23 protein-coding genes and 3 tRNA genes are annotated in these 20369 nt (G+C 70.4%); 12 read left to right on the top strand and 14 right to left on the bottom strand.

Annotation, left to right across the window (positions count from 1 at the left end):
* Positions 1-169: 169 nt before the first annotated feature.
* From ACFY36_RS47035 to ACFY36_RS47020, 4 genes are read left to right on the top strand one after another with little or no spacing between them, the layout of a single operon-like run.
* On the top strand, positions 170-946 hold the full coding sequence (locus ACFY36_RS47035; RefSeq protein WP_499752448.1) for a class I SAM-dependent methyltransferase: 777 nt from the start codon (positions 170-172) through the stop codon (positions 944-946).
* Positions 943-1485: an RNA 2'-phosphotransferase gene (locus ACFY36_RS47030; RefSeq protein WP_499752447.1), complete on the top strand. Its 543-nt coding sequence runs from the start codon at positions 943-945 to the stop codon at positions 1483-1485. Before ACFY36_RS47035 ends, ACFY36_RS47030 begins: the two co-directional genes overlap by 4 nt.
* 51 nt (positions 1486-1536) lie before the next feature.
* Positions 1537-2103 (top strand): hypothetical protein, encoded by a 567-nt coding sequence (locus ACFY36_RS47025; RefSeq protein ID WP_499752446.1) that lies wholly within the window; start codon positions 1537-1539, stop codon positions 2101-2103.
* Complete coding sequence (locus tag ACFY36_RS47020) at positions 2100-3329, top strand: PrsW family intramembrane metalloprotease (protein WP_499752445.1); 1230 nt, start codon at positions 2100-2102, stop codon at positions 3327-3329. Before ACFY36_RS47025 ends, ACFY36_RS47020 begins: the two co-directional genes overlap by 4 nt.
* On the opposite strand, the gene ACFY36_RS47015 is transcribed toward ACFY36_RS47020, so the two are convergent.
* Positions 3326-3574 (bottom strand): hypothetical protein, encoded by a 249-nt coding sequence (locus ACFY36_RS47015; protein ID WP_499752444.1) that lies wholly within the window; start codon positions 3572-3574, stop codon positions 3326-3328. The genes ACFY36_RS47020 and ACFY36_RS47015 overlap by 4 nt on opposite strands.
* 84 nt (positions 3575-3658) lie before the next feature.
* Between ACFY36_RS47015 and ACFY36_RS47010 the strand changes: the two genes are divergently transcribed.
* Both ACFY36_RS47010 and ACFY36_RS47005 read left to right on the top strand, forming a co-directional pair.
* The gene (locus tag ACFY36_RS47010) at positions 3659-4081 is read left to right on the top strand and encodes a PaaI family thioesterase (RefSeq protein WP_498656284.1); all 423 of its coding nucleotides are present in this window, start codon (positions 3659-3661) and stop codon (positions 4079-4081) included.
* 52 nt (positions 4082-4133) lie between these two features.
* Entirely contained in the window at positions 4134-4526 is a 393-nt protein-coding gene (locus ACFY36_RS47005; RefSeq protein WP_498693661.1) for a hypothetical protein, read from the top strand.
* On the opposite strand, the gene ACFY36_RS47000 is transcribed toward ACFY36_RS47005, so the two are convergent.
* From ACFY36_RS47000 to ACFY36_RS46960, 9 genes are all read right to left on the bottom strand, one after another.
* Positions 4523-4831, bottom strand: a complete 309-nt coding sequence (locus ACFY36_RS47000; protein WP_499752443.1) for a hypothetical protein — start codon at positions 4829-4831, stop codon at positions 4523-4525. The two genes, ACFY36_RS47005 and ACFY36_RS47000, sit on opposite strands and share 4 nt — an antisense overlap.
* A gap of 263 nt (positions 4832-5094) precedes the next feature.
* The gene (locus ACFY36_RS46995; RefSeq protein WP_499752442.1) at positions 5095-5484 is read right to left on the bottom strand and encodes a hypothetical protein; all 390 of its coding nucleotides are present in this window, start codon (positions 5482-5484) and stop codon (positions 5095-5097) included.
* Between the two features lie 314 nt (positions 5485-5798).
* Positions 5799-5875, bottom strand: a tRNA-Phe gene (locus tag ACFY36_RS46990).
* 10 nt (positions 5876-5885) lie between these two features.
* Positions 5886-5959, bottom strand: a tRNA-Asp gene (locus ACFY36_RS46985).
* Between the two features lie 63 nt (positions 5960-6022).
* Positions 6023-6095: transfer RNA gene (locus ACFY36_RS46980), tRNA-Glu, on the bottom strand.
* A 162-nt stretch (positions 6096-6257) separates the two neighbouring features.
* Positions 6258-7187 (bottom strand): MerR family transcriptional regulator, encoded by a 930-nt coding sequence (locus tag ACFY36_RS46975; protein WP_499752441.1) that lies wholly within the window; start codon positions 7185-7187, stop codon positions 6258-6260.
* On the bottom strand, positions 7177-7767 hold the full coding sequence (idi, locus tag ACFY36_RS46970; RefSeq protein ID WP_499752440.1) for an isopentenyl-diphosphate Delta-isomerase: 591 nt from the start codon (positions 7765-7767) through the stop codon (positions 7177-7179). The genes ACFY36_RS46975 and idi overlap by 11 nt, the downstream gene beginning before the upstream one ends.
* Positions 7764-9236 carry a phytoene desaturase family protein gene (gene crtI / locus ACFY36_RS46965; RefSeq protein ID WP_499752439.1) on the bottom strand — a complete coding sequence of 491 codons (1473 nt, stop codon included), beginning with the start codon at positions 9234-9236 and terminating at the stop codon, positions 7764-7766. The genes idi and crtI overlap by 4 nt, the downstream gene beginning before the upstream one ends.
* 8 nt (positions 9237-9244) lie before the next feature.
* A complete protein-coding gene (locus tag ACFY36_RS46960; RefSeq protein WP_499752438.1) occupies positions 9245-10345 on the bottom strand; it encodes a polyprenyl synthetase family protein in 1101 nt (366 codons plus the stop codon).
* Between the two features lie 64 nt (positions 10346-10409).
* Here ACFY36_RS46960 and ACFY36_RS46955 point away from each other — a divergent pair, with 64 nt between their 5' ends.
* Both ACFY36_RS46955 and ACFY36_RS46950 read left to right on the top strand, forming a co-directional pair.
* The gene (locus tag ACFY36_RS46955) at positions 10410-11297 is read left to right on the top strand and encodes a phytoene/squalene synthase family protein (protein WP_499752437.1); all 888 of its coding nucleotides are present in this window, start codon (positions 10410-10412) and stop codon (positions 11295-11297) included.
* A complete protein-coding gene (locus tag ACFY36_RS46950) occupies positions 11297-12616 on the top strand; it encodes a cryptochrome/photolyase family protein (RefSeq protein WP_499752436.1) in 1320 nt (439 codons plus the stop codon). Before ACFY36_RS46955 ends, ACFY36_RS46950 begins: the two co-directional genes overlap by 1 nt.
* A gap of 111 nt (positions 12617-12727) precedes the next feature.
* Here the strand turns inward: ACFY36_RS46950 and ACFY36_RS46945 are convergent, their stop codons facing one another.
* A complete protein-coding gene (locus ACFY36_RS46945) occupies positions 12728-13891 on the bottom strand; it encodes an RNA polymerase sigma factor (protein ID WP_499752435.1) in 1164 nt (387 codons plus the stop codon).
* Positions 13882-14250 (bottom strand): YciI family protein, encoded by a 369-nt coding sequence (locus tag ACFY36_RS46940; RefSeq protein WP_499752434.1) that lies wholly within the window; start codon positions 14248-14250, stop codon positions 13882-13884. Before ACFY36_RS46940 ends, ACFY36_RS46945 begins: the two co-directional genes overlap by 10 nt.
* Positions 14251-14342: 92 nt before the next feature.
* On the opposite strand from ACFY36_RS46940, the gene ACFY36_RS46935 reads away from it, so the two are divergent.
* Together ACFY36_RS46935 and ACFY36_RS46930 are read left to right on the top strand one after the other, a co-directional pair.
* The gene (locus ACFY36_RS46935) at positions 14343-14765 is read left to right on the top strand and encodes a nuclear transport factor 2 family protein (protein ID WP_499752433.1); all 423 of its coding nucleotides are present in this window, start codon (positions 14343-14345) and stop codon (positions 14763-14765) included.
* A 40-nt stretch (positions 14766-14805) separates the two neighbouring features.
* On the top strand, positions 14806-15795 hold the full coding sequence (locus ACFY36_RS46930) for a trypsin-like serine peptidase (RefSeq protein WP_499752432.1): 990 nt from the start codon (positions 14806-14808) through the stop codon (positions 15793-15795).
* 13 nt (positions 15796-15808) lie between these two features.
* Here ACFY36_RS46930 and ACFY36_RS46925 read toward each other — a convergent pair whose 3' ends face one another.
* On the bottom strand, positions 15809-16915 hold the full coding sequence (locus ACFY36_RS46925; RefSeq protein WP_499752431.1) for a serine hydrolase domain-containing protein: 1107 nt from the start codon (positions 16913-16915) through the stop codon (positions 15809-15811).
* A 39-nt stretch (positions 16916-16954) separates the two neighbouring features.
* Between ACFY36_RS46925 and ACFY36_RS46920 the strand changes: the two genes are divergently transcribed.
* The gene (locus ACFY36_RS46920) at positions 16955-18307 is read left to right on the top strand and encodes a dihydrolipoyl dehydrogenase family protein (RefSeq protein WP_499752430.1); all 1353 of its coding nucleotides are present in this window, start codon (positions 16955-16957) and stop codon (positions 18305-18307) included.
* On the opposite strand, the gene ACFY36_RS46915 is transcribed toward ACFY36_RS46920, so the two are convergent.
* Positions 18287-19111 (bottom strand): MEDS domain-containing protein, encoded by an 825-nt coding sequence (locus ACFY36_RS46915; RefSeq protein ID WP_499752429.1) that lies wholly within the window; start codon positions 19109-19111, stop codon positions 18287-18289. The genes ACFY36_RS46920 and ACFY36_RS46915 overlap by 21 nt on opposite strands.
* Before the next feature lie 50 nt (positions 19112-19161).
* Between ACFY36_RS46915 and ACFY36_RS46910 the strand changes: the two genes are divergently transcribed.
* Positions 19162-20001 carry a Rieske (2Fe-2S) protein gene (locus tag ACFY36_RS46910; RefSeq protein ID WP_499752428.1) on the top strand — a complete coding sequence of 280 codons (840 nt, stop codon included), beginning with the start codon at positions 19162-19164 and terminating at the stop codon, positions 19999-20001.
* The last annotated feature ends 368 nt before the right edge of the window (positions 20002-20369 follow it).

Here is a 20369-nt window from a genome sequence, read left to right as displayed (position 1 = left end):
ATCGTTGTAAGGGGCGACGTCGGGGAAGGCGATCGCCCCTTCCTCGTTTCTTGATCAGGTTCTCTTTCTCCTGGAAACGAGGATGTACGTCCGCCGTGACGGCCCCGGCCGGACGTATTTCACCGGAACCGAGTTGCCCTCCGGCGGTCGTGCGCCAAGGGTTAGCACCATGGAACAACCACCGATCGGCGACGTCTTCGGCGAGATGATCCGGGACGCGTACGCGGTACACACCGGAGTCGGGCCCCGTCCCCTGGCGGGCGGTCGCGTGCCCCGTCCGGTGATCGAGGTGATCGAGCGCGACGACGGCCTGATCAACGGCGCCCCGGCCGATCACTATCTGGCCGCGCCCGGTGATTGGCAGCCGCATGACCACCGCGCCCTGCGACTCTGCCGCGGGCACGTTCTCGACATCGGGGTCGGAGCCGGCCGTACGGCGGTGGAGCTCCAGAAACGCGGCATGGCGGTGACCGGGTTGGACACCTCGCCGGGAGCCATCGAGATCGCCCGCCGCCGGGGCCTGCGTGACACCGTGATCAACACGATCGACGCGTACGCCGCCGCCAGCGCCCGGTACGACACCTTCCTTCTGCTCGGCAACAACCTCGGGCTGCTCGAGGGGCCGCAACGGGCGCCGGTCTTCCTGGAGGCGCTGGCCCGGCTGGCCAACCCGGGGGCGCGGCTCATCGCGCAGGGCACCGACCCGTACGGCACCACCGACCCGGTGCACGTCTCGTACCACCAGCGGAACCGCGAGCGCGGGCGGCTCGGCGGCCAGTTGCGGCTGCGGCTGCGCTACCGGCTGCTGGCCACCGAGTGGTTCGACTATCTGAACTGCTCGGTCGAGGAGCTGGAGGCGCTGGTCCAGGGCACGGCGTGGCGGCTGAAGGCGGTCGACGACGGCGACCGGCCCTACTACATCGCGGTCCTGGAGCTGGCGGGATGAGCGTCGGCCGCCGTATCGCCTTTCTGCTGCGGCACCGGCCCGAGACGGCGGGGCTGACCCTCGACCCGAACGGGTGGGTGCCGGTCGGCGACCTGCTGTCGGCGTTGCCGATCGACCGGGCCGAGCTGGACGAGATCGTGGCCAACGACGAGAAATCCCGGTACGCCATCGAGCGCCGCGCCGACGGGTCGGAGTGGATCCGGGCCAACCAGGGGCACTCGCGCCGGGTGGCCGTCGACCTCGGGCTGGCCCCCGCGTCGCCGCCAGCAGTGCTCTTCCACGGCACGCCCCGCCGGAACGAGGAATCGATCCGGCGTGACGGCCTGCGGCCGGGTAGCCGTCATCACGTACATCTGTCGCCCGATGTGCCGACGGCGCTGGTCGTCGGCCGCCGGCGCTCGGACGACGTGATGGTGTTGCGCGTGGCCGCGGGGGAGATGGAAGCGGCCGGGCACGTCTTCCACCGCAGCGAGAACGGGGTCTGGCTGACCGATGCCGTGCCGTCGGCGTACCTCCTGCTAGAACCGACAAATCCGTAATATCCCTGACTCCACAGTGATCAATGGCTCACCCGCCGTTAGCGTTGGGCCATGGGGCGGATCACCCGGCGTGAGCTGATGAATCTCGCCGGCGCCGTGGGGGTCGTCGCCACCCTGGCCGGGCTCGCCTACGGGCTACCCGCCCTCGACCGCTCACTGCCGGCCCAGCGCGCGGTCAGCGCCGACGAGCCGTACCAGGTAGGCGCCGGAGTCAGTGTGGTGCCACCGGCCGGAGCCACGATCGACGTCACCGAGACCCGGCCCGGCGAGAACGAGGGAACCGCGCTCTTCCGGCTCGGCCCGGTGCGATACGCGATCGCCGTACGCCCCTTTCGCGGCGACCTCGACGCGGCGGCCTCCCGCCTGCGTAAGCGAATCACCAACACCGCCGGTTACCAGGTGACCGGCGCCCAGCTCGCGGTCAGCACGGCCGGCGGGCTGTCCGGCGTCCAGGGTGGATATACGGCGCCGGGGCGCGGCGGGCGGTACGCGGTCTTCGTCGGCGACGGGCTCACCATCGAGGTCACGATCAGCGGGAACGACCTCGACCTCGGGCGCACGCTGCCGCAGATCGAAGCGAGCACCCGGACCCTGCGCCACGACGGGGAGGGCCGGTGACCGCCTCCATCGTGCGGCCGGCGAGCGGCCGGATCCGCCTGTCGGCGCCCGCCTTCGGCATCGTGCTGGTCCTGCTCGGCATCGGCGCGGTGCGGATGGCCTCGCTGGCCGGGAAGTTCGTCACGACGTACCCCCGAGCGACCGTGACCTCGGTGTTGCTCTTCGCCCTGCTGGCCGTCCCGTTCTGGCTCTTCGTCGCCGAGCTCGACTTCCTCGAGCGCGAGCCGGTCCGGCTGCGCGTGATCGCGTTCGCGTGGGGCGGTCTGGTCGCCACGACGGTGTCGATCCCGGGCGGCGCGGCGCTGGAGAACCTGGTCGCGAAGCTCGGCTCGCCGCACCTCGCGGCCGACTGGGGAGCGGCGATCGCCGGCCCGACGGTCGAGGAGATCGCCAAGACGCTCGGCGTGGTGGCGATCGTGCTCATCGCCCGGTCCCAGGTCAACAGCGTGCTCGACGGCGTCGTCTACGGCGCCATGGTCGGCCTCGGCTTCCAGATCGCCGAGGACATCGTCTTCGCGGTGGGCGCGGTCGCGCTGGCCGGGCAGGGTGATCAGATCCAGCCGGTGATCGCGACGTTCCTGCTGCGCGGATTTCTCTCCGGCGTCTGGAGCCACACCCTGTTCGGCGCGCTGGCGGGGGCCGGCGTCGGCTATTTGGTGGTACGCCGAGACCCCGTTCGAGCAACTTTGGCCGTTCTCGGGGCCTGGGCGGCGCACGTGCTCTGGAATTCGCCTCTGCTCACCGACGGCCTCGGCAACGGCGTCCTGGCGTTGCTGGGCGTGATCCTGCTCAAGGGCCTGCCGCCGCTGCTGCTGATCCTGTGGCTGGTGAGGCACCTGCACGACCGGGAGGCCGACTACTACGCTTCCCGGCTGGCCACGTTGCGTGATCCCACGCTGATCACCTCGGCCGAGCTCTTCGCGCTGCGATCCGGCTCCCGGCGAGCGGCGGCCCGCCGGGAGGCGCCAGGACAGGCCAAAGCTTCGGTACGCCGGCTGCAGCGTGCCCAGGCACGGCTGGGCGTCGAACTGAGCCGCGACTCGGCGACCGGAATCGGACACTGGTCATCGGTGATCCGGTCGGAGCGGGCCGTGCTCGAAGGCCTGGGCCACCCGGAGGCGATCGCCGGGCCCACGTCGTGGCGGCACACGGCGTCGACCGTGCTCACGACGGTGGTGGCGATCGCCGTCCTGTGGGTGGCCCTGTCCGCGCTGGGCGGCGCCTAAGGCGTGGGCGGCAGGCCGCCGTCGCCGTCCACGATCGTGTCGGGGGTGCCGTCCTCGTCCAGGTCGACCATGGTGATGTCGACCTTGCCGTCCCCGTCCGTGTCGAACTGGTAGAGGTCGGGCTTGCCGTCGCCGTCGGTGTCGGACACCCAGACGTCGGTCTTGCCGTCGCCGTTCGCGTCCTGCGCGATGAGGTCGACGCGGTCGCTCCCGCGCGTCTCGACGATCTCCTGCGGCTCGCTCATGCGATTCCCCTTCGTTGACTCCTGACGAGAGTAGGGCTCACGTCACAGCTCCGCGAGCCGGGTCACACCGGTACCGTGGATCGAATGGATATTGCTGCCGACAGCGTGCAGGACCTCCTCTCCGCCACAGGTGGCGGCGGGACCCTCGGCACGCGGATGGGCATCCAGCTCAGTGAGGCGTCGGCCGAGCGGGTCGTCGGCACCATGCCGGTCGAGGGCAACACCCAGCCGTACGGCCTGCTGCACGGCGGCGCTTCCTGCGTGCTGGCCGAGACGCTCGGCTCGGTGGGCGCGGTCATGCACGGCCAGAGCGTCGACCGGCCGTTCGCGGTGGGCGTCGACATCAACGCCACCCACCACAAGGCGGCCCGCTCGGGAGTCGTCACCGGCATCGCCACGCCGGTGCACCGGGGACGCACGATGGCGACGTACGAAATCGTCATCACCGACGAGGGCGGCGACCGCGTGTGCACCGCGCGCATCACCTGCCTGCTGCGCGGAGCCTGAACTTTTCCATGTCAGCGGGCGAACCTTGACCGATCCACGTACCTTTTCTCACGTGACCGAGGTTCCACAGCATGCCTTCGACGACGCGGCGCTCGTGCTCCAGCGTGCGCTGACCGGCGACAGTGATGCAGTGGTCGGCACGTTCGACGCCGTCGTCGACCGCGACGGCATCGTCGGCGCCTACGACGTGGCGTGGTGCCTGGCCGCCACGATGGTGGGACCTCAGATCCCGTCCGGCGGCGCCTGGACCCTCGACTTCCCCGGCATCGACGACGCGCGGTACGACAAGCGCTGGGTGGCCCGTTTCGTGAGCGCCTACGTCAACGGCGACATCCCGACCGGCGAGGCCCTGTTCGGCGCGGCGATCGCCGACGGCCAGCTGCCCGACTGCCTGCTGGCCCTGGCCGGCTCGACGGTGGCCACGCTGCGCCACCGGGCCGCCTAATGACCCTTCAGATATAAGGCCTTCGCATACTGCGCGGCGGCGGCCTCGTTGTACATGGACGCCTGCCCCATGTAGTACTCCTGGTCGGCCCACGCGGCCTGCGCCTGCGCGGTCCCCTTCCAGCGGATGCTCGCGTCGACGTCGGACAGGCCCCGGGCCCGGAACTGTTTACGCATGGCCATCCGCCCGGCCCGGAATTTCTCCTGAGCCTCCTCGGCCAGCCGCATGGCCTCGAAGGCCTTGTCGCTGAGGGCCTCCGCCATGGTCCAGGCCGCCTGCTCCGCCGCATTGGTGAAAGTCAGCACCGCGTTCCTCCTCGAACCGCTGCCCACCGATCTGGACACACTCTCGTCGACCGCGCGGCGCCCCATCAAGGCCCAGACCCCAGCCCGAATAAGCGCGAAATGCCCACCCCAATCCCTCAACCACCCGCCGCGCCGACCGATTCTGAACCTTCGCGGAAAGAGGGATCACAGAGAAGGCCCGTCACGGGCAGGGCTGGTGCCCGTAATCCTCGGCCCTTCTCACCCCGGTGCCCGCGGCGTCCCCCTGGCCGCGGGCACCGGTCTCAGAGCTTCGCGACAGCGGCCTGAACCTTCTTCGCCAACGACGGCTTGACGTGGCCGGACACTCGCACGAGACCGCTCCCGTCAGCGGTCCGGTAATGCCATTCGCTGCCGAGAATCGGGCTGTCCTTCTGCAGGCCCTGGATGTAGTCGCTGCGCCGCTGAGCCAGAGCGGCGGTCTCGAACACCTCGACGACCAACCCGCGATCGACGGACCCTTGGTCGGCCGCTTCGTCGCCGCCGGGCAGATCCCCGGACGCGCGGGAGACATACCCGTTGGGTCGCCCCAGCAGGTTGTTCGGATCGGTGTCCTCGTTCTGCACGACAACCCGGGTAAGCCCGAGGCCCGACGCCTTCAGCTTCTCGACGATCGCCGAGGCGGTGGCCGGCACAGCTTCGGACGCGGGGCGGCACGGAACAGTTCCGGCACAATCCTCAACCCACTCGGGCCGCGACCGATTCTGAACCTTCGCGGAAGAGGAAACAGCGAGGAGGCCGAGAGGAACCCCCGCACGGGCAGGGCTGGTGCCCGTGATCCTCAAAACCTCTTCACCCCGGTGCCCGCGGCCTCCCCCTGGCCGCGGGCACCGTTCCTTCCGGGCAGCCGGCGCGGAGTCAGGGGCGAAGCAAACGAAAAGGGCCGGAAAGCAAAACGTCCACCGTGCGTTTCCGCAGGTGGACGGTGCTCAGAGCCCGGCGAGAGGCCTGGTGGCCAGGGGCGGGGTCGAACCGCCGACCTTCCGATTTTCAGTCGGACGCTCGTACCAACTGAGCTACCTGGCCTTGGGTGTTGCGGTCCTGACGGGACTTGAACCCGCGACCTCCGCCTTGACAGGGCGGCGAGCACTCCAACTGCTCCACAGGACCTTGCTCTTTACTTCTTTCCTACCGGCTGGTGCCTCGGCATACCTTACACTGCCGACTTACCAGTGCCCCCAACGGGATTCGAACCCGTGCTACCGCCTTGAAAGGGCGGCGTCCTGGGCCACTAGACGATGAGGGCAACTCCGCTAGTATTGCACGTTCGCTTTGCGCCGTTTGCAATGACCAGCGGCGTAGACCCCAACCGGGCCCCGCTTGAGGCTTGGAAAGCATACGTGATCGACCGCCCCGGCTCCAAACCGGTATCCCGTTGGGGGCGGCCACGTTTGTGACCTGCGGAAACTCATGTGCGGGCGGCCGCTGCGAGGGTTTGCACGGCCGAAGTGAGGTCAGTGAGCTGGGCCACGTTGTCGGGCAGAGGGTGGGGCCAGCCGGGGCCGGCGGCCGCGGTCATCAGTGGCGGGTGCGGGGAGTGGAGCACCTGGAGCAGTTGGTCGGGATCGCCGGTGTGCGGGGTCTGTGACCACAGCACGACCACCGTGGGGCCGGTACGGGCGATCGCGTCGGCCAGGGCGTCCCTGGGCACCCGGGCGCCCAGGAGGCGGCTGGACACGCCCGCCTCGGCCAGGGCGGCCGCCAGGGCCTCCAGCGGGAGCGTGTGCTGTTCCTCGTCGGCGGCGGCCAGGAGGATCTGCGGTGGGTGGTCCGTGGCCGGTGGGCGGGGTACGGCCCCGAGCACCTCGGTGACTGTTCGGGAGATCAGGTGTTCGACCTCCACGAAGCGCCGCGTCGCCTCGTAGCGTTCGCCGATGCCGATGAGGACGGGCATCGCCACGTGGTTCCAGGATTCGACCACCCCGTTCTCGGCGATGGCGACCTGGAGGATGTCGCGCATCGCGGGGGCGTCCAGGCGCATGGCGGCCCGGGCCAGTCCGCGGGCGGCCGGCGATGCCGCGCCCAGGGGAATGGCCAGCCCGCCGCCATCCTTCCGGGGAGCGGAGAAAGCCGCGGCCGGCGCGTCCGCGAAGTCGGTGATGCTCAGCGAATCGACGCGCCGGGCCCACGCCGCGGCCTCGGCCGGGGCCACGCCCTGTGCGATGAGCCGCTGCATGACCTTCAGACGGTCCAGGTCGTCCTCGGTGTACCGCCGATGGTGGCCCGGCACGTGCGCGGACGGCCCCAGGCCGTACCGCTGATGCCAGGTCCTCAAGGTCGTGACCGCCACGCCCAGGCGGCGGGCCACGGCTCCGGCGGTCAGTCCGTCAACGGCCACCCGACCGCTCCGAGGCGGGCGTGGGTGCGGATGACGGCGTGACGCCGAGATGTTCGGCCAGGCGGGTGGTCACTCCGAGAAGCCAGGGTGCGTACGCCCGTGAGTCGCCCCCCAGCTCGTCGAGCAGGGCCGGCACCGGGACCCACCGGAGGTCGGTGACCTCGGACGGGTCGGGTGCGGGCCGCGCGCCGTCCGGCAGATCGCCCAGGAGCACGTGGTCGTACTCGTATTCGACCCGCCCGGTGGCCGGGTCCTCCGCGTAGTACGCGTACACACCCACCTCGGTCAGCGGGACGGGTGGCAGGCCCAGCTCCTCACCGAGCCGCCGGCCCGCGGCCACGGCGAGGTCCTCACCCGGCCCCGGATGCCCGCAGCAGGTGTTGGCCCACCGGAGCGGGAAGCGTGTCTTCACCGCCGCCCGCTGTTGCAGCAGCACCTTCCCGGACTCGTCCCGCAGGAACACCGAGAACGCCCGGTGCAGCTGGCCGGGCGCGCGATGCGCCTGTTCGACAGTGGTCGACCCGAGCACCTCGCCCTCGGCGTCGACCAGCTCGACAAGGTGGTCCTCGCGCGCGGTCACGACGTGATCCTTCCGGCTGCCAGCTTCCCCGAGATCAGGACCATCGGTACGCCCACACCCGGCTGCGTTCCCGAGCCCGTGAAGACCACGTTCGGCAGGGTCGGGTGCAGGTTGGACGGCCGGAACGGCCCGGTCTGGGCGAACGTGTGCGCCGCCGCGAACGGGGTGCCGGCCGCCATGCCCTGGTCGAGCCAGTCGGCCGGCGTGATGATCCGCTGGACCTCGATGCCGTCGCCGAAGCCGACGTAGCCGCGCTGCTCCAGGGTCCGGATCATCGACGAGGCGTACCGCTCGGCGAGATCGCCCCGCCAGTTCATCGGCCCGGCCTCGAGGTTGGGTGCTGGGGCGAGCACGTAGTAGGTCTGCTTGCCGTCCGGCGCCGCCGACGGGTCGGTGTGGGTGGGGTTGGTCACCAGCAGCGACGGGTCGCTCATCAGCAGCCCCTTGTGGATCACCTCGTCGAAGGTGCCGCGCCACTGATGTCCGAAGTGGATATTGTGGTGAGCGATCTTGCTGTACTTCCGGTCGGAACCGATGTGCAGCACCACGCAGGAGGGCGAGTACGTCAGTTTGCGCTGCCGACGGGGAGGCAGCAGGTCGCGCGACGCGATCGGCAGGTCGGGGTTGAGGACGACCACGTCGGCCGGGATGCGCTCGCCGTCGGCGGTGATCACGCCGGTGGCCCGGCCGTGTGCCGTGGTGACCTCGGTGACCGTGGTGTCGTACCGGAACTCGACGCCGTGTTTCTCGGCCGCTCCGGCCAGGGCCTTGGGGACGGCGTGCATGCCGCCCTTGGGGAAGTAGACGCCCGCGACCGAGTCGAGATAGGCGATGACCGCGTAGATGGCCAGCGCGTCCTGGGGCGCCAATCCGGCGTACATCGCCTGGAAGGAGAAGATCCGCTGGGTGCGAGGGTCACGGAAGTACTGGTTGATCTTCGGCTGGAGCCGGCGGAACCCGCCCAGGCCGAGCAGTTTCAGCAGGTTGAGGTTGACCAGGTCGACGGGGGTGTCGAGGTTGCGGTCGATGAAGTGGTCGCGTTCGAGCTTCCACAGCTGGCGCGCGAAGTCGACGAACCGCAGATATCCGTCGGCCTCGCGGGGGCCGCAGACGCGGGAGATCTCGGCCGCCATCCGGACCGTGTCGGTCTTGACGTCCAACGTGGACCCGTCCGGGTAGTAGGCCCGGTAGGCGGGGTCGATCGGGGTCAGCTCGAGCCAGTCCGACAGCTTCTCGCCCACGGCTGCGAGAGGTTCCTCGATCAGCTCGGGCATGGTCAGCACGGTCGGGCCGGTGTCGAACTCGTACCCCTGAAGGCTCAGCCGCCCGGCCCGCCCGCCCGGCACCGGCTCGCGCTCGACGACGGTGACCTGGCGGCCGGCCGCGGCCAGATGAAGGGCGCAGGCGAGGCCGGCCAGGCCGGCGCCGACGACGACCACCCGCTCGGTGGGGCCCGTGACGGTTCGCATGGGGGACATCATGCCGGTCGGTGCGTAGCCCGCACCGCAAGCTCGATGAGGGCGGCACGCGCGTCCTCGTGGAGGGGAGCGCCGGCCAGCGCGGCGATGCCGTCGGCGACCCGCTCCTGGATCATCGCTTCGAGCCGGGCCGGGGCGCCGGTCTCGGCGATCACCTGCGCCTTTTCCGAAATATCGACGGTAAGCCCGCCGGAGCCGTCGGCGGGGTTGACGGCTCCGGCGGGGTCGAGGGCCTCTCGCTGTGCGGGAGAGGCGAGGCGGCGGGCCAGCATCAGCAGTGCTGTCGGCTTGCCCGACCGCAGGTCGTCACCGGCGGGCTTGCCGGTGACCGAGGGATCGCCGTAGACACCGAGCAGGTCGTCGCGCAGTTGGAACGCCTCGCCGACGGCGAGGCCGTACCGTCCGTACGCCAGATCGATCTCGGGGTGTGCGAGCCCGGAGAGAGCGAGGCCGAATTGCAGGGGCCGCTGGATGGTGTAGCTGGCGGTCTTGTGCCGGGCCACGAGCAGCGCGCGCTCGACCGACCACGATCCGGGCTCGGCCTCGCCGAGGACGTCGAGATATTGCCCGGCGATGGCTTCGACGCGCATCCGGTCGTAGACGGTCCGGACGCCCTGCGGGGCCCGGGCGCGGGCGAGCAACTGGTCGGCCCAGACCAGGCAGAGGTCGCCGACCAGGATGGCGGCGGAGGAACCGAACCGCTCTCCGTTGCGGCGGCCGAAGATGCGGTGGGCCGTCGGGTGCCCGCGCCGGGTGTCGGACTCGTCCATGACGTCGTCGTGCACCAGCGCGAACGTGTGCATGAGCTCGAGCGCCGCGAACGCCGGCAGCACGGGCTCGATCGGCTCGTCGGGACCGACGGCGCCGCGCCAGCCCCAGTAGGCGAAGACGGGGCGCAGCCGCTTGCCGCCGGCGAGCACCAGGTCACGAGCCGTGCGGGCGAACCCGCCGAGCTCCGGGTCGATCGAGTCGAGCGAGGCGGTCTGCGCGGCCAGGAAATCGGCCAGCGTGCCCTGGATCGCGTGGATGAGCGAGTGGGGGGTGGCGCCCTGGCGGGGTATCCCGCGGTGCCTGTTTCCCTCGAGCGTGTCGTTGGCCACGAGATTTACCGTACCCTAGCCTCAGGGTTGCGTCGATTCGTGCGTCGATTCAGTGGGAGAAAAAGTGGATCTAGATCTGGCCGCGTCGTATGAGCGCTGCCGCGAACTGCACAAGAAGCACGGCCGCACCTACTACCTGGCGACCCGGCTCCTACCCGCCTGGAAGCGCCGCCATGTGCACGCCCTCTACGGCTTCACCCGATACGCCGACGAGATCGTCGACCGCACCGAGGACCTGCCGCCGGTCGAGCGGGCCGCGCTGCTGACCGAATGGTCCGACCTGTTCGTGGCCGGCCTGCGCGGCGAGCCGGTCGACGATCCGCTGCTGCCGGCCGTGCTGCACACCATCGCCGTCTTCGACCTCGACGTGGACGACTTCGCGACGTTCCTGCGCTGCATGGCGATGGACCTCACGGTCACGTCCTACGGGACGTACGACGACCTGCTCGATTACATGGAGGGCTCGGCCGCCGTGATCGGCACGATGATGCTGCCGATCCTCGGGTCGAGCGATCCGGCCGCCGCCCGCGAGCCGGCCCGCCAGCTCGGCTTCGCCTTCCAGCTGACGAACTTCATCCGCGACGTCGCCGAGGACCTCGACCGGGGCCGCGTCTACCTGCCCGAGTCAGACCTCTCCGAGTTCGGCGTCACCCGCCGCACGCTGGAGAAACGGCAGTCGACCCCGGCGGTCAAAGCATTGATCAAGTACGAGACGGAGCGCGCCCGGGAGCACTATGCGGCGGCCGCGCTCGGCATCCCGATGCTCGAACCGGCCTCGCAGGCGTGCATGCGCACGGCGTTCGCCCTGTACGGCGGCATCCTGGCCGAGATCGAGGCGGCCGACTACGACGTCTTCGCCGGCCGGGCCACCGTGCCCAACCGGCGCCGGGCCGCCGTGGCGATGCGGAGCCTGCTCACCCGCCCCGGCACCCCCGTGCAGCTGGTTTCCTGATGCGGACCGCCGTCGTCCTGTTCACCCGCGACCTGCGGGTGCACGACAACCCCGCCCTGGCCGCCGCGTGTGCCAACGCCGAACACGTGGTGCCCCTCTACGTGCTCGATCCGGCGCTCGGCAGGCTCTCCCCGAACCGCACGCGCTTCCTGCACCAGGCCCTGGCCGATCTGCGCGAAACGCTGCGGGCCCGCGGTGGCGACCTGGTCGTCCGCATGGGCGATCCGGTGGCCGAGGCGATCGAGGTGGCCCGCTCGGTCGGCGCCGAGGGCATCGGGATGGCCGCCGACGTCAGCGGCTACGCCCGCCGCCGCGAGGAGCGGCTGCGCCGCGAGTGTGAACGGCACCGGATCGCCCTGCGGCTCTTCCCCGGTCTGACCGTGGTCGACCCGGGAGCGCTGCGGCCCGGCGGCGGCGGACAGTCGTACCGCGTCTTCTCGCCGTACTTCAAGGTCTGGCAGGCGGCACAGTGGCGCGACGAGGTGGCGGCGCCGGAGAAGATCACTCTGCCTCAGGGCGTCGCGGTCGGCCGTCTGCTGTCGCTGCCCGACGGCGAGTCCCCGGACGCCGCCGAGGGCGGGGAGACCGAGGCCCGGAAGCGGCTTTCCACTTGGTTGCGCCATTTGGAGCCGTACGCCGACCTGCACGACGACATGCCGGCCGACGGGACGAGCCGGCTCAGCCCGTACCTGCGCTTCGGATGCCTGTCGCCGCTCGAACTGGCCAACGCCGCGCGCGAGAACGAGCCGTACGTCCGGCAGTTGTGCTGGCGCGACTTCTACTACCAGGTCACGCTGGCCTTCCCGGAGATCTCGGTGAAGCCGATGCGCCCGGCCGCGGACTCATCATGGCGGGATGATCCGGACGCCCTCCAGCACTGGAAGGATGGCCTTACCGGCGTGCCGATCGTGGACGCCGGGATGCGCCAGCTTCGGGCGGAGGGATGGATGCACAACCGGGCCCGGCTGATCACCGCGGCCTTCCTGACCAAGCATCTCGGCGTCGACTGGCGGCCGGGAGTGCAGTGGTTCTTCCGCTGGCTGCTCGACGGGGACGTGCCCAACAATTCCGGCAATTGGCAGTGGGTGGCCGGCACCGGCAACGACACCCGGCCCTACCGCCGTTTCAATCCGATCCGCCAAGCGGAGCGTTTCGATCCGTCGGGCGTGTACGTTCGTCGCTACGTACCGGAGCTCAAGGGAATCGAGGGCGTGGCGGTCCACCAGCCGTGGCGGTTGCCCGCGGACGTGCGCCGCGGCCTCGACTACCCAGGGCCGCTCGAGTCGCACCGGGACGAGGCGGTCTGGCTACGGCCGTGAACCCCCGCCCGGTACGCCCGGGCGGGTAAAAGCGGAGCCCGCCGGCCCGGTTGCGTCCGTCATAACGTCAAGGCCGGCGGGCCCCGCCCTTCTTACCGCCGTGGCCGGTTTTCATGCCTCGCCGACCCGCAAATGCGAGGCCCGCGACTCCAGATAGCGCCGTTCCGGCAGGCTCAAGGTCCGGCGGGCGGCTTCCCTGTACGCCTTCTCGGCCGCCACGAGATCACCGGCCTTCTCCAGCAGATGGGCGCGGACCGCCGCCACCCGGTGATGGTCCAGCGCGATGTCCTCCAGCGCCCGCAGGGCGATGAGCGGCCCGTCCACCTCGGCCAGGGCCACGATCCGGTTCAGCGTGACCATCGGTCCGGGCGCGAGCACGTCGAGCAGGCGGTAGAGCTCGAGGATCTGCGGCCAGTCGGTGTCCTCGGCCTTCGCCGCCTCGGCGTGGACGGCGGCGATGGCGGCCTGGACCTGGAACGGGCCGACCGCGGTCTCCCGCAGCGCCTCGGTGATCAGGCGGATGCCCTCGTCGATCGCCGCCCGGTCCCATTTCGCCCGGTCCTGCTCGGCCAGCGGCACGAGAGCGCCGTCGTTGGTCCGGGCCGGCCGGCGGGCGTCGGTGAGCAGCATCAACGCGAGCAGCCCGGTGACCTCGCCATCGTCCGGCAGCCGCGCGTGCAGCTGCCGCGTCAGGCGGATCGCCTCGGTGCTGAGCTCGACCCGTTGCAGCTTCGGGCCCGCGCTCGCGGTGTGCCCCTCATTGAAGATCAAATACAGCACTTGGCGTACGGCCTCAGGACTGCCCTCGACGAACCGGGCACCGGTCTGTTTGACGCGCCGTTTCGCCCGGCTGATCCGCTGCCCGACCGTGCTTTCCGGAATCAGCAGAGCGCGGGCGATCTCGGCCGTGGTGAGTCCGCCGACCGCCCTCAAGGTGAGCGCGATCTGCGACGAGGGCGTCAGCTCCGGGTGGCAGCAGAGCAGGAGCAGTGTGAGCTCGTCGTCACCGCGTACGACCGGAAGGGGATCGGGAGGCAGCGCCTCCCGCCGGCGCCGGGCCTCATCACTGCGCAGAGTCTCGATGCGGCGCCGCGACGCCACCCGGATGAGCCAGGCCCGCGGATCGTCGGGAACCCCCTCGGCCGGCCACTGCCGGGCCGCCGCGAGCAGCGCCTCCTGCACAGCGTCCTCGCAAGCGTCGAAGTCGCCGTAGCGCCGCACCACCGCGCCCAGCGCCTGCGGCGCGGCAGTGCGGAGAACGCTCTCTATTCCCATGCGCTCATGTCGAGGATCGGCCGCACCTCGACCTCGGTGTTGGCGGCGTCCGGGACCTTGGCGGCCCAGGCCGCGGCCTCCTCCATGCTCGCCACGTCGATCAGATAGAAGCCGGCCAGATGCTCCTTGACCTCGGCGTAAGGCCCGTCGGACACGATCGTCTCCCCGCCGCGCACCGACACCCACTTGGCCAGCGACGGATCGGCCAGCCCTTCGGAGGCGACGTGCACCCCCGCCTCCTGCATCTCCGCGTTCAGGTCCATGTGCCCCTTGCCGAACGCCGTCCGATCGTCGTCGGACATCTTGTCCCAGACGGCCAGGCTGCGCGGGTTCGACTGAATCAGGATCAGATATTTCATCGGTCGTCTCCATTCGTCCTCGCCCAGGATGTCGAAACCACGGCGCCGGCTTCGACGTCTCCGACGAGATTTCTTCCTTCAAGGAGGCCAACATGCAAGAGATCCGCGAGGTCATCGAGCGCCGCGCCGCCCTGCTCCAGGCCGGCGACGTCAAGGCGATGCTGGCCTACTCGGCCCCCGAGGTGGTCGAGTTCAGCCTGGCGCCGCCGCTGAGCACGCGCGTCGACACCACCGACCCGGCCCCGACCGAGCGGTGGCTGGCCACGTTCGAGGCCCCACCCCGCCGCGAGGTGACCCAACTGGAGATCACAGCCGACGGCGACGTCGCGTTCGCCACCAGCATCGACTCGATGTCGGCCACTCCGAAGGGCAGCACGGAGCCGTTCACCCTCTGGTACCGGGTCACCTTGGGCCTGCGCCGCATCGACGGCCGCTGGCTGGTGACCCACGAGCACGAGTCGGTCCCGTTCCACATGGACGCCGAGATGCGAGCCGCCATCGATCTCGAGCCTTAGCGGAGCGGCGGGCTGGTCCGCATCTTGCTGCCCACAGGGCATGAGAAACGGACTCGGTGTTCGGGCCGGGCAGGAGACCGAGATCTTCCTGCCCGACCAGCGCAGCCTCGTCACGAATACCCTGCGGACGCCGTTCCGCTTCGTCTGCTGCCTCGGCTGGGAAGTGGCGGATCCCCACACGGGCGGCCGGTTCCTCGTGCGCGGGTCGGGAACGCTCATCGGGGAACGCCATGTGCTGACCGCCGCCCACAACGTCCTCGAGGACTACTCGAACCGCACCCCGCTGCCCATGCGCTACATCTGGTCGGCCAACATGCAGGTCGCGCCGGCCCGGAACGACCGGCAACTGCTCGGCCACGCCTCCACGGTCCGGAGGATGCGCGTTTCTCCTCTGTGGCGGGCGGCGGCGAACCGGCAGACCCGAAATGGCAACACCCAGCGAGTTTTCGGGCCGGCCGCGGGTGATTTCGCCCTTCTGACGTTGGACGCACCGCTCGGCTCGCGCTTCCCTCCGGTGGTCACGATGGCGTTGCCGCCTCCGCCGCTGGGCTGGTGGGGCCATCCCCGCTTCGGCGGCACCACGCGCATCCGGGCCTACGACGCCGACGTGCTGCGGCGGCTGCGCCGGGAGAACGTGCTGGTCAACCACGCGGGCTACCCGGTCGACAAGTGCCGTGACCAGCCGCCGCGCGGATCGGCGACGCCGGCCGATCTGGCGGCCTGCACGGGCCACATCCCCGACATGCCGGAGTGGCTGGACCAGGGGTCGACGCAGTGGCTGTCCACCGGCCGGCTGCTCGATCCGGCACGGATGACCTTCGACCTGGACGCGGCCCGGGGGCAGAGCGGCGGCCCGGTGTGGCTGAACTGGGAGGGCCACCGCAACCTCGTGGCCGTCTTCACCGGCGGTTCGCCGCGCGATGTCGCGCCCTTCGACATCGTGGCCAACCAGGGCGTCCGCATCACCGAGCCGATCCTGCGGCAGTTGCGGACGTGGATGCGCGCCGACCGCGCCGATCCGGGATTCTGATCCCCGGCCGAGCTCAGAGGTCGTGCCGGGCCTGTTCGGCGTCGCCGAGGGCGGTTTCGGTGTGGCCGGGGGCGGTTTCGGTGTGGCCGGGGGCGGTTTCGGTGTGGCCGGGGGCGGTTTCGGCGTGGCCGGGGGCGGTTTCGGCGTGGCCGAGGGCGGCTTCGATGCGGTCGACGGCGGCGAAGTCGCCCAGGCGCCGGGTGACGTAGCCGACGGCCAGGCCGCGAGCCGGGTCGTACCAGCCGGCGGAGCCTCCGGTGCCGCCGTGGCCCCAGCTGCCGTCAGGCTCGAACTGCACGCCGTAACCCCAGGTCACCTCCTCGCCGATGAACCGGTCGGGGCCCGTGTACTGAGGGACGGGCAGGTCGGCGGCCGAAAAAGCGTAGAACCGTGCGACGGCGGTCGCCGTGGTGTGCAGGTTGACGGCCGGGATCGTCGCCTGACGCCAGAGCGGACTGTTCACCACATCCACGTCGAAGGCGCCCGGCGGATTGGCCAGCATCGACGAGCGCGCCAACGTCGTCGCGAGCCAGGACGGCGACGAATATTCGAGCTCGGCGCACCGGTCCTGCTCGTCCGGGGTCAGGTCATAGAGCAGATCAGGACCGAATTCTTCCCGTACGAAACGAGCGGGCGACCGGCCATCGACGAGGCGGACCAATTCACCGAGCAGATGTCCGTACGTCAAAGCGTGTTCCCCGGCCACCGATCCCGGTTCCCAGGCGGGTGTGGCCGCGGCCAGATCGGCGCAGAGCAGATCCCACTCCGCCCAGGCCGACACCGGGCGCGGCACCGGGAACGACGCCAGTCCCGCGGTGTGGCAGAGCACCTGCCGTACGGAAACCTCGGCCTGGAAGGACGGCCAGTAAGCGGACATCGGTTTGTCCAGATCGATGCCGAGCCGCAGGACGGCCGCCGCGATGACCGGCTTCCCGGTCGAATAGACATCGACCAGCGTGTCGGCCGTCCAGGGCTGGGTGCGTCCCGCGTCCCGCCAGCCCTCGTGGATCTCGACCACCGGTTCGCCATGCCGAAGAACGGTCAAAGCGGAACCGCCCCGGGGGTCGGTGGCGAAGGCCGCGGCGACGGCCTCGAAACCTGATGCGATCAAGCCCTCCATCCGGGGCACGGTAACGCGCGCAGATGCTTAGGTGGAGCCATGGGCGAGATTCAGCAGGTCGACGTGGTCGTCATGGGACTGGGAGTCGGCGGCGAGGAGGCGGCGGGCCGCCTGGCCGCGGCCGGACTGAACGTCGTGGGGGTGGAGAACACGCTGGTCGGCGGCGAGTGCCCGTACTGGGGATGCGTGCCGACGAAGATGAGGGTGCGGGCCGGGTCGGCGATCGCCGAGGCGTGGCGCATCCCGGGGCTGGCCGGGGTCGCGACCGTCACCCCGGACTGGCAGCCGGTCGCGAAGCGCATCCGCGAGGTCGCCACCGACGACTGGAACGACAAGGTCGCGGTCGATCGCTTCATCGGCAAGGGCGGGCATTTCGTGCGCGGCACGGCCGAGGCCGTCGGGCCGAACACGATTCGGGTCGACGACCGGGTGTACGAGGCCACGCGCGGCATCGTGATCGCCACCGGCACGGCGGCCGTGATCCCGCCGATCGACGGGCTGGCCGGCACGCCGTACTGGACCAACCGCGACGTCGTCGAGCTCGAGATGCTGCCCGCGACGCTGCTGGTGCTCGGCGGCGGCGCCATCGGGGTCGAGCTGGCCCAGGTGCTGGCCCGGTTCGGCGTCCAGGTCACGATCATCGAGGGGAGCGCCCGGCTGCTCGCCATGGAGGAGCCGGAGTCGTCCGAGGTGGCGGCGACGGCGCTGGCCGCCGACGGGGTGACGATCCGGACCGGCGTGCACGCGACCCAGGTCTCCTACAACGACGGTTTCACTGTCTCGCTCGACGACGGCTCGACCCTCACCGGGGAGAAACTGCTGGTGGCGACGGGCCGGGCGGCCCGGCTGACCGGCCTCGAGGCGCTGGGGGTCGACACGTCCGCGCGCTTCGTGAAAACGGACGAATGGCTGCGAGCCGGCGACAAGATCTGGGCCGTCGGCGACGTCACCGGCAACGGGGCCTTCACCCACATGGCGATGTACGAGGCCGACGTCGCGGTCCGCGACATCCTCGGACAGGGCGGCCCGCCCGCCGACTACCGCGCGAAGCCGCGGGTCACCTTCATCGACCCGGAGATCGGCGCGGTCGGTCTCACCGAGAAACAGGCCCGCGACGCCGGTCTGGACGTGCGGGTCGGCTACGTGCCGCTGTCGTCGACGTCCCGTGGCTTCATCCACGGGCCCGGCAACGACGGCTTCATCAAGCTCATCGCGGCCGACGGGGTGATCGTCGGCGCCACCACGGCCGGGCCGTCGGGCGGGGAGATGATCGGCGCGCTGTCGGTCGCCGTGCACGCGTCCGTTCCGGTGTCCACCCTGCACAGCACCATCTGGGCCTACCCGACGTTCCACCGTGGAATCGGCTCGGCGCTAGAGGGACTTCTCCAGTAGCCGCAGATTCGGCACGCCGTGCGCCCCGGCCAGCCGGAGCGCACGGCCGGTACGGCGGTCGCCGACCACGATCATGTGCCGGTTGCGGGGAAGACCGGAGGCGGCCCGCACGATCACCGCGGCCGCGTCGTCGTCCAGATGGCGCAGCTGGCCGAGGTTGAGATGTACGTCCGGGTCCAGCCGTACGGCCTCGGCCAGCGCGTCCCGCAGCGGACCGGCCCCGCCGGCGTCGAGCTCGCCGGCGACCCGCACGCCCGGCGGGACGTGCTGGCGGCAGATCCGGAGAGTCGCGTCCTCGTGGTAGACGGTGGCGGTCACCGTTCTCGGGTGCGTCCTGGAGGCGTACGCCAAAGTGACCGAATCGAACGCCTCCCGGTCGTATTCGCAGATGGCGGTGATGCCGCCGTCGGCGAACAGCTTGGCCACCTCGTTCTCGAAGACGAGCAGCTGCTCGGCCCCGGCCTGAGGGCGGGCGGCCCAGCACATGTCCAGGGTGACCCGCAGACCGCGCGGGGAACGGTCGCGCTCCGCCGCGAGACGCCGCACCATGTTCGACGCGTCGGGTGAGGCGCCACTGGCCCAGAGGTCGCCGGCGGGCCGGATCTCCTCCTCGTCCGGAACGCCCCGAAGTCGCAGATCGTGGTGAAGATCGTCCACGCTCAGCGCGTCGGTGAAGCAGAGCGTCCGCTCACCCCGCTGGATGCCGGCGGTGACGAAGGCGGCCAGCAGATCGAGCCGCTCCTCCGTCTCGCTGAAGGTCAGGCAGGCGTGATCGCCGGGCTGAAGCCTGTCCACCGCCGTCATGAACGGCTGTTACCCCGTTTCACCCGTCCTCTATCGGGAACCGCCATCACATGCAGATCCTCAACCGGCTCGAAGAGAACCGCTCCCTCGATCCCGTGGTGGAGAAGCTCCAGGCCGCCGTGAGCGCCGCGGTCAAGCCGCAGCGGCTCCGCGATCTCCTGCACGGCACCTGGCTGGGGCATCCCCTGCACCCGGTGCTGGTGCAGGTGCCGGTGGGGGCGTTCATCTCGTCCGCGATCCTCGACCTGCTGCCGGGAACCCGCCGGGCCGCCACCATCCTCGTCGGTGTCGGGGTGGCGGGCGCGCCGCCGGCGATCGCGGCGGGCTGGGTCGACTGGTCTCAGATGGCGAAAGACCGGCAGCGGCTCGGTCTCGTGCACGCCTCGGCCAACGCGGTGGCGGTCGGCCTCTACGCGGCCTCGCTGGTGGCCCGCTTGCGCGGGCGGTCCGGGCGGGCGCTGAGCTTCGCCGGTCTGTCGGTGGCTGGGCTGGGTGCCTATCTCGGGGGTCATTTGTCGTACGCCCGTGGAGCGGGCGTCAATCAGGCGGTGCCGGCGCTGATGCGGGTCCCTTCCTCGCCTGTCGTGGTCGGTTCGCTCGCCTCGATGCCGGAGGGAAAGCCGTTCGTCCGGAACGTCGGGGACGTGCCCGTGCTCTTCTACCGGCTGGGCGACCAGGTGACGGCGATGATCGAGGCATGCGGGCACGAGACGGGGCCGCTGGGTGAGGGCGATGTCGTGGGCTCGGGCGCTGAGGCGTGTGTGGTCTGTCCGTGGCACGGGAGTGTCTTCCGGCTTACCGACGGTGGCGTCGTGCACGGGCCGGCCGCCAGTGATCAGCCGCTGCTGCGGGTCGAGGTGTCCGGCGGAGTGGTCTCGGTCAGCGTTTAGCCACGCTGACCTGCGCATACGTGAGACAGTGGTACCCGATTTGGCGGCCCGGGAACGAGCCTGTAATGTTTTGCGAGCCGGCAGGGAAACGGGCGAGGCAAGCGGAGAGATTCGCTTGACGGCCGTTCTGCCAAATCCTTCGAACTGCGGATCGCAGCGATGCTGCGCGCTTCAGGGCGGGGGAGGCAAGCTAGGGCAGATCGGCACCAACCGGGAGATACCGGTTGACACGGCCAGGAAGACCTAGTAAAGTTGAGCGAGTGCCCCGGGGCAGTTAACCGGGTAGCGGTTGTTCTTTGAGAACTCAACAGGGTGCTTGATAAGCCAGTGCCAATTAAGTAATACCCCGGCCGGCGTCTTTGGATGTC

Source organism: Actinoplanes sp. NPDC000266, from assembly GCF_042899005.1.
Classification (GTDB): domain Bacteria; phylum Actinomycetota; class Actinomycetes; order Mycobacteriales; family Micromonosporaceae; genus Actinoplanes.
Note: the sequence above shows the minus strand (reverse complement) of the source record. Positions and strands in the feature narration are given on the sequence as shown.

Excerpts from the sequence above, each read along its gene's own strand:
- ACFY36_RS46930 (WP_499752432.1), top strand. The coding sequence starts at position 14,806 with ATGAGAAACGGACTCGGTGTTCGGGCCGGGCAGGAGACCGAGATCTTC.
- ACFY36_RS46940 (WP_499752434.1), bottom strand. The coding sequence starts at position 14,250 with ATGAAATATCTGATCCTGATTCAGTCGAACCCGCGCAGCCTGGCCGTC.
- ACFY36_RS46910 (WP_499752428.1), top strand. The coding sequence starts at position 19,162 with ATGCAGATCCTCAACCGGCTCGAAGAGAACCGCTCCCTCGATCCCGTG.
- ACFY36_RS46950 (WP_499752436.1), top strand. The coding sequence starts at position 11,297 with ATGCGGACCGCCGTCGTCCTGTTCACCCGCGACCTGCGGGTGCACGAC.
- ACFY36_RS46925 (WP_499752431.1), bottom strand. The coding sequence starts at position 16,915 with ATGGAGGGCTTGATCGCATCAGGTTTCGAGGCCGTCGCCGCGGCCTTC.
- ACFY36_RS47025 (WP_499752446.1), top strand. The coding sequence starts at position 1,537 with ATGGGGCGGATCACCCGGCGTGAGCTGATGAATCTCGCCGGCGCCGTG.
- ACFY36_RS46945 (WP_499752435.1), bottom strand. The coding sequence starts at position 13,891 with ATGGGAATAGAGAGCGTTCTCCGCACTGCCGCGCCGCAGGCGCTGGGC.
- ACFY36_RS46920 (WP_499752430.1), top strand. The coding sequence starts at position 16,955 with ATGGGCGAGATTCAGCAGGTCGACGTGGTCGTCATGGGACTGGGAGTC.
- ACFY36_RS47015 (WP_499752444.1), bottom strand. The coding sequence starts at position 3,574 with ATGAGCGAGCCGCAGGAGATCGTCGAGACGCGCGGGAGCGACCGCGTC.
- ACFY36_RS46935 (WP_499752433.1), top strand. The coding sequence starts at position 14,343 with ATGCAAGAGATCCGCGAGGTCATCGAGCGCCGCGCCGCCCTGCTCCAG.
- ACFY36_RS47030 (WP_499752447.1), top strand. The coding sequence starts at position 943 with ATGAGCGTCGGCCGCCGTATCGCCTTTCTGCTGCGGCACCGGCCCGAG.
- ACFY36_RS47035 (WP_499752448.1), top strand. The coding sequence starts at position 170 with ATGGAACAACCACCGATCGGCGACGTCTTCGGCGAGATGATCCGGGAC.
- ACFY36_RS47010 (WP_498656284.1), top strand. The coding sequence starts at position 3,659 with ATGGATATTGCTGCCGACAGCGTGCAGGACCTCCTCTCCGCCACAGGT.
- ACFY36_RS46915 (WP_499752429.1), bottom strand. The coding sequence starts at position 19,111 with ATGACGGCGGTGGACAGGCTTCAGCCCGGCGATCACGCCTGCCTGACC.
- crtI (WP_499752439.1), bottom strand. The coding sequence starts at position 9,236 with ATGCGAACCGTCACGGGCCCCACCGAGCGGGTGGTCGTCGTCGGCGCC.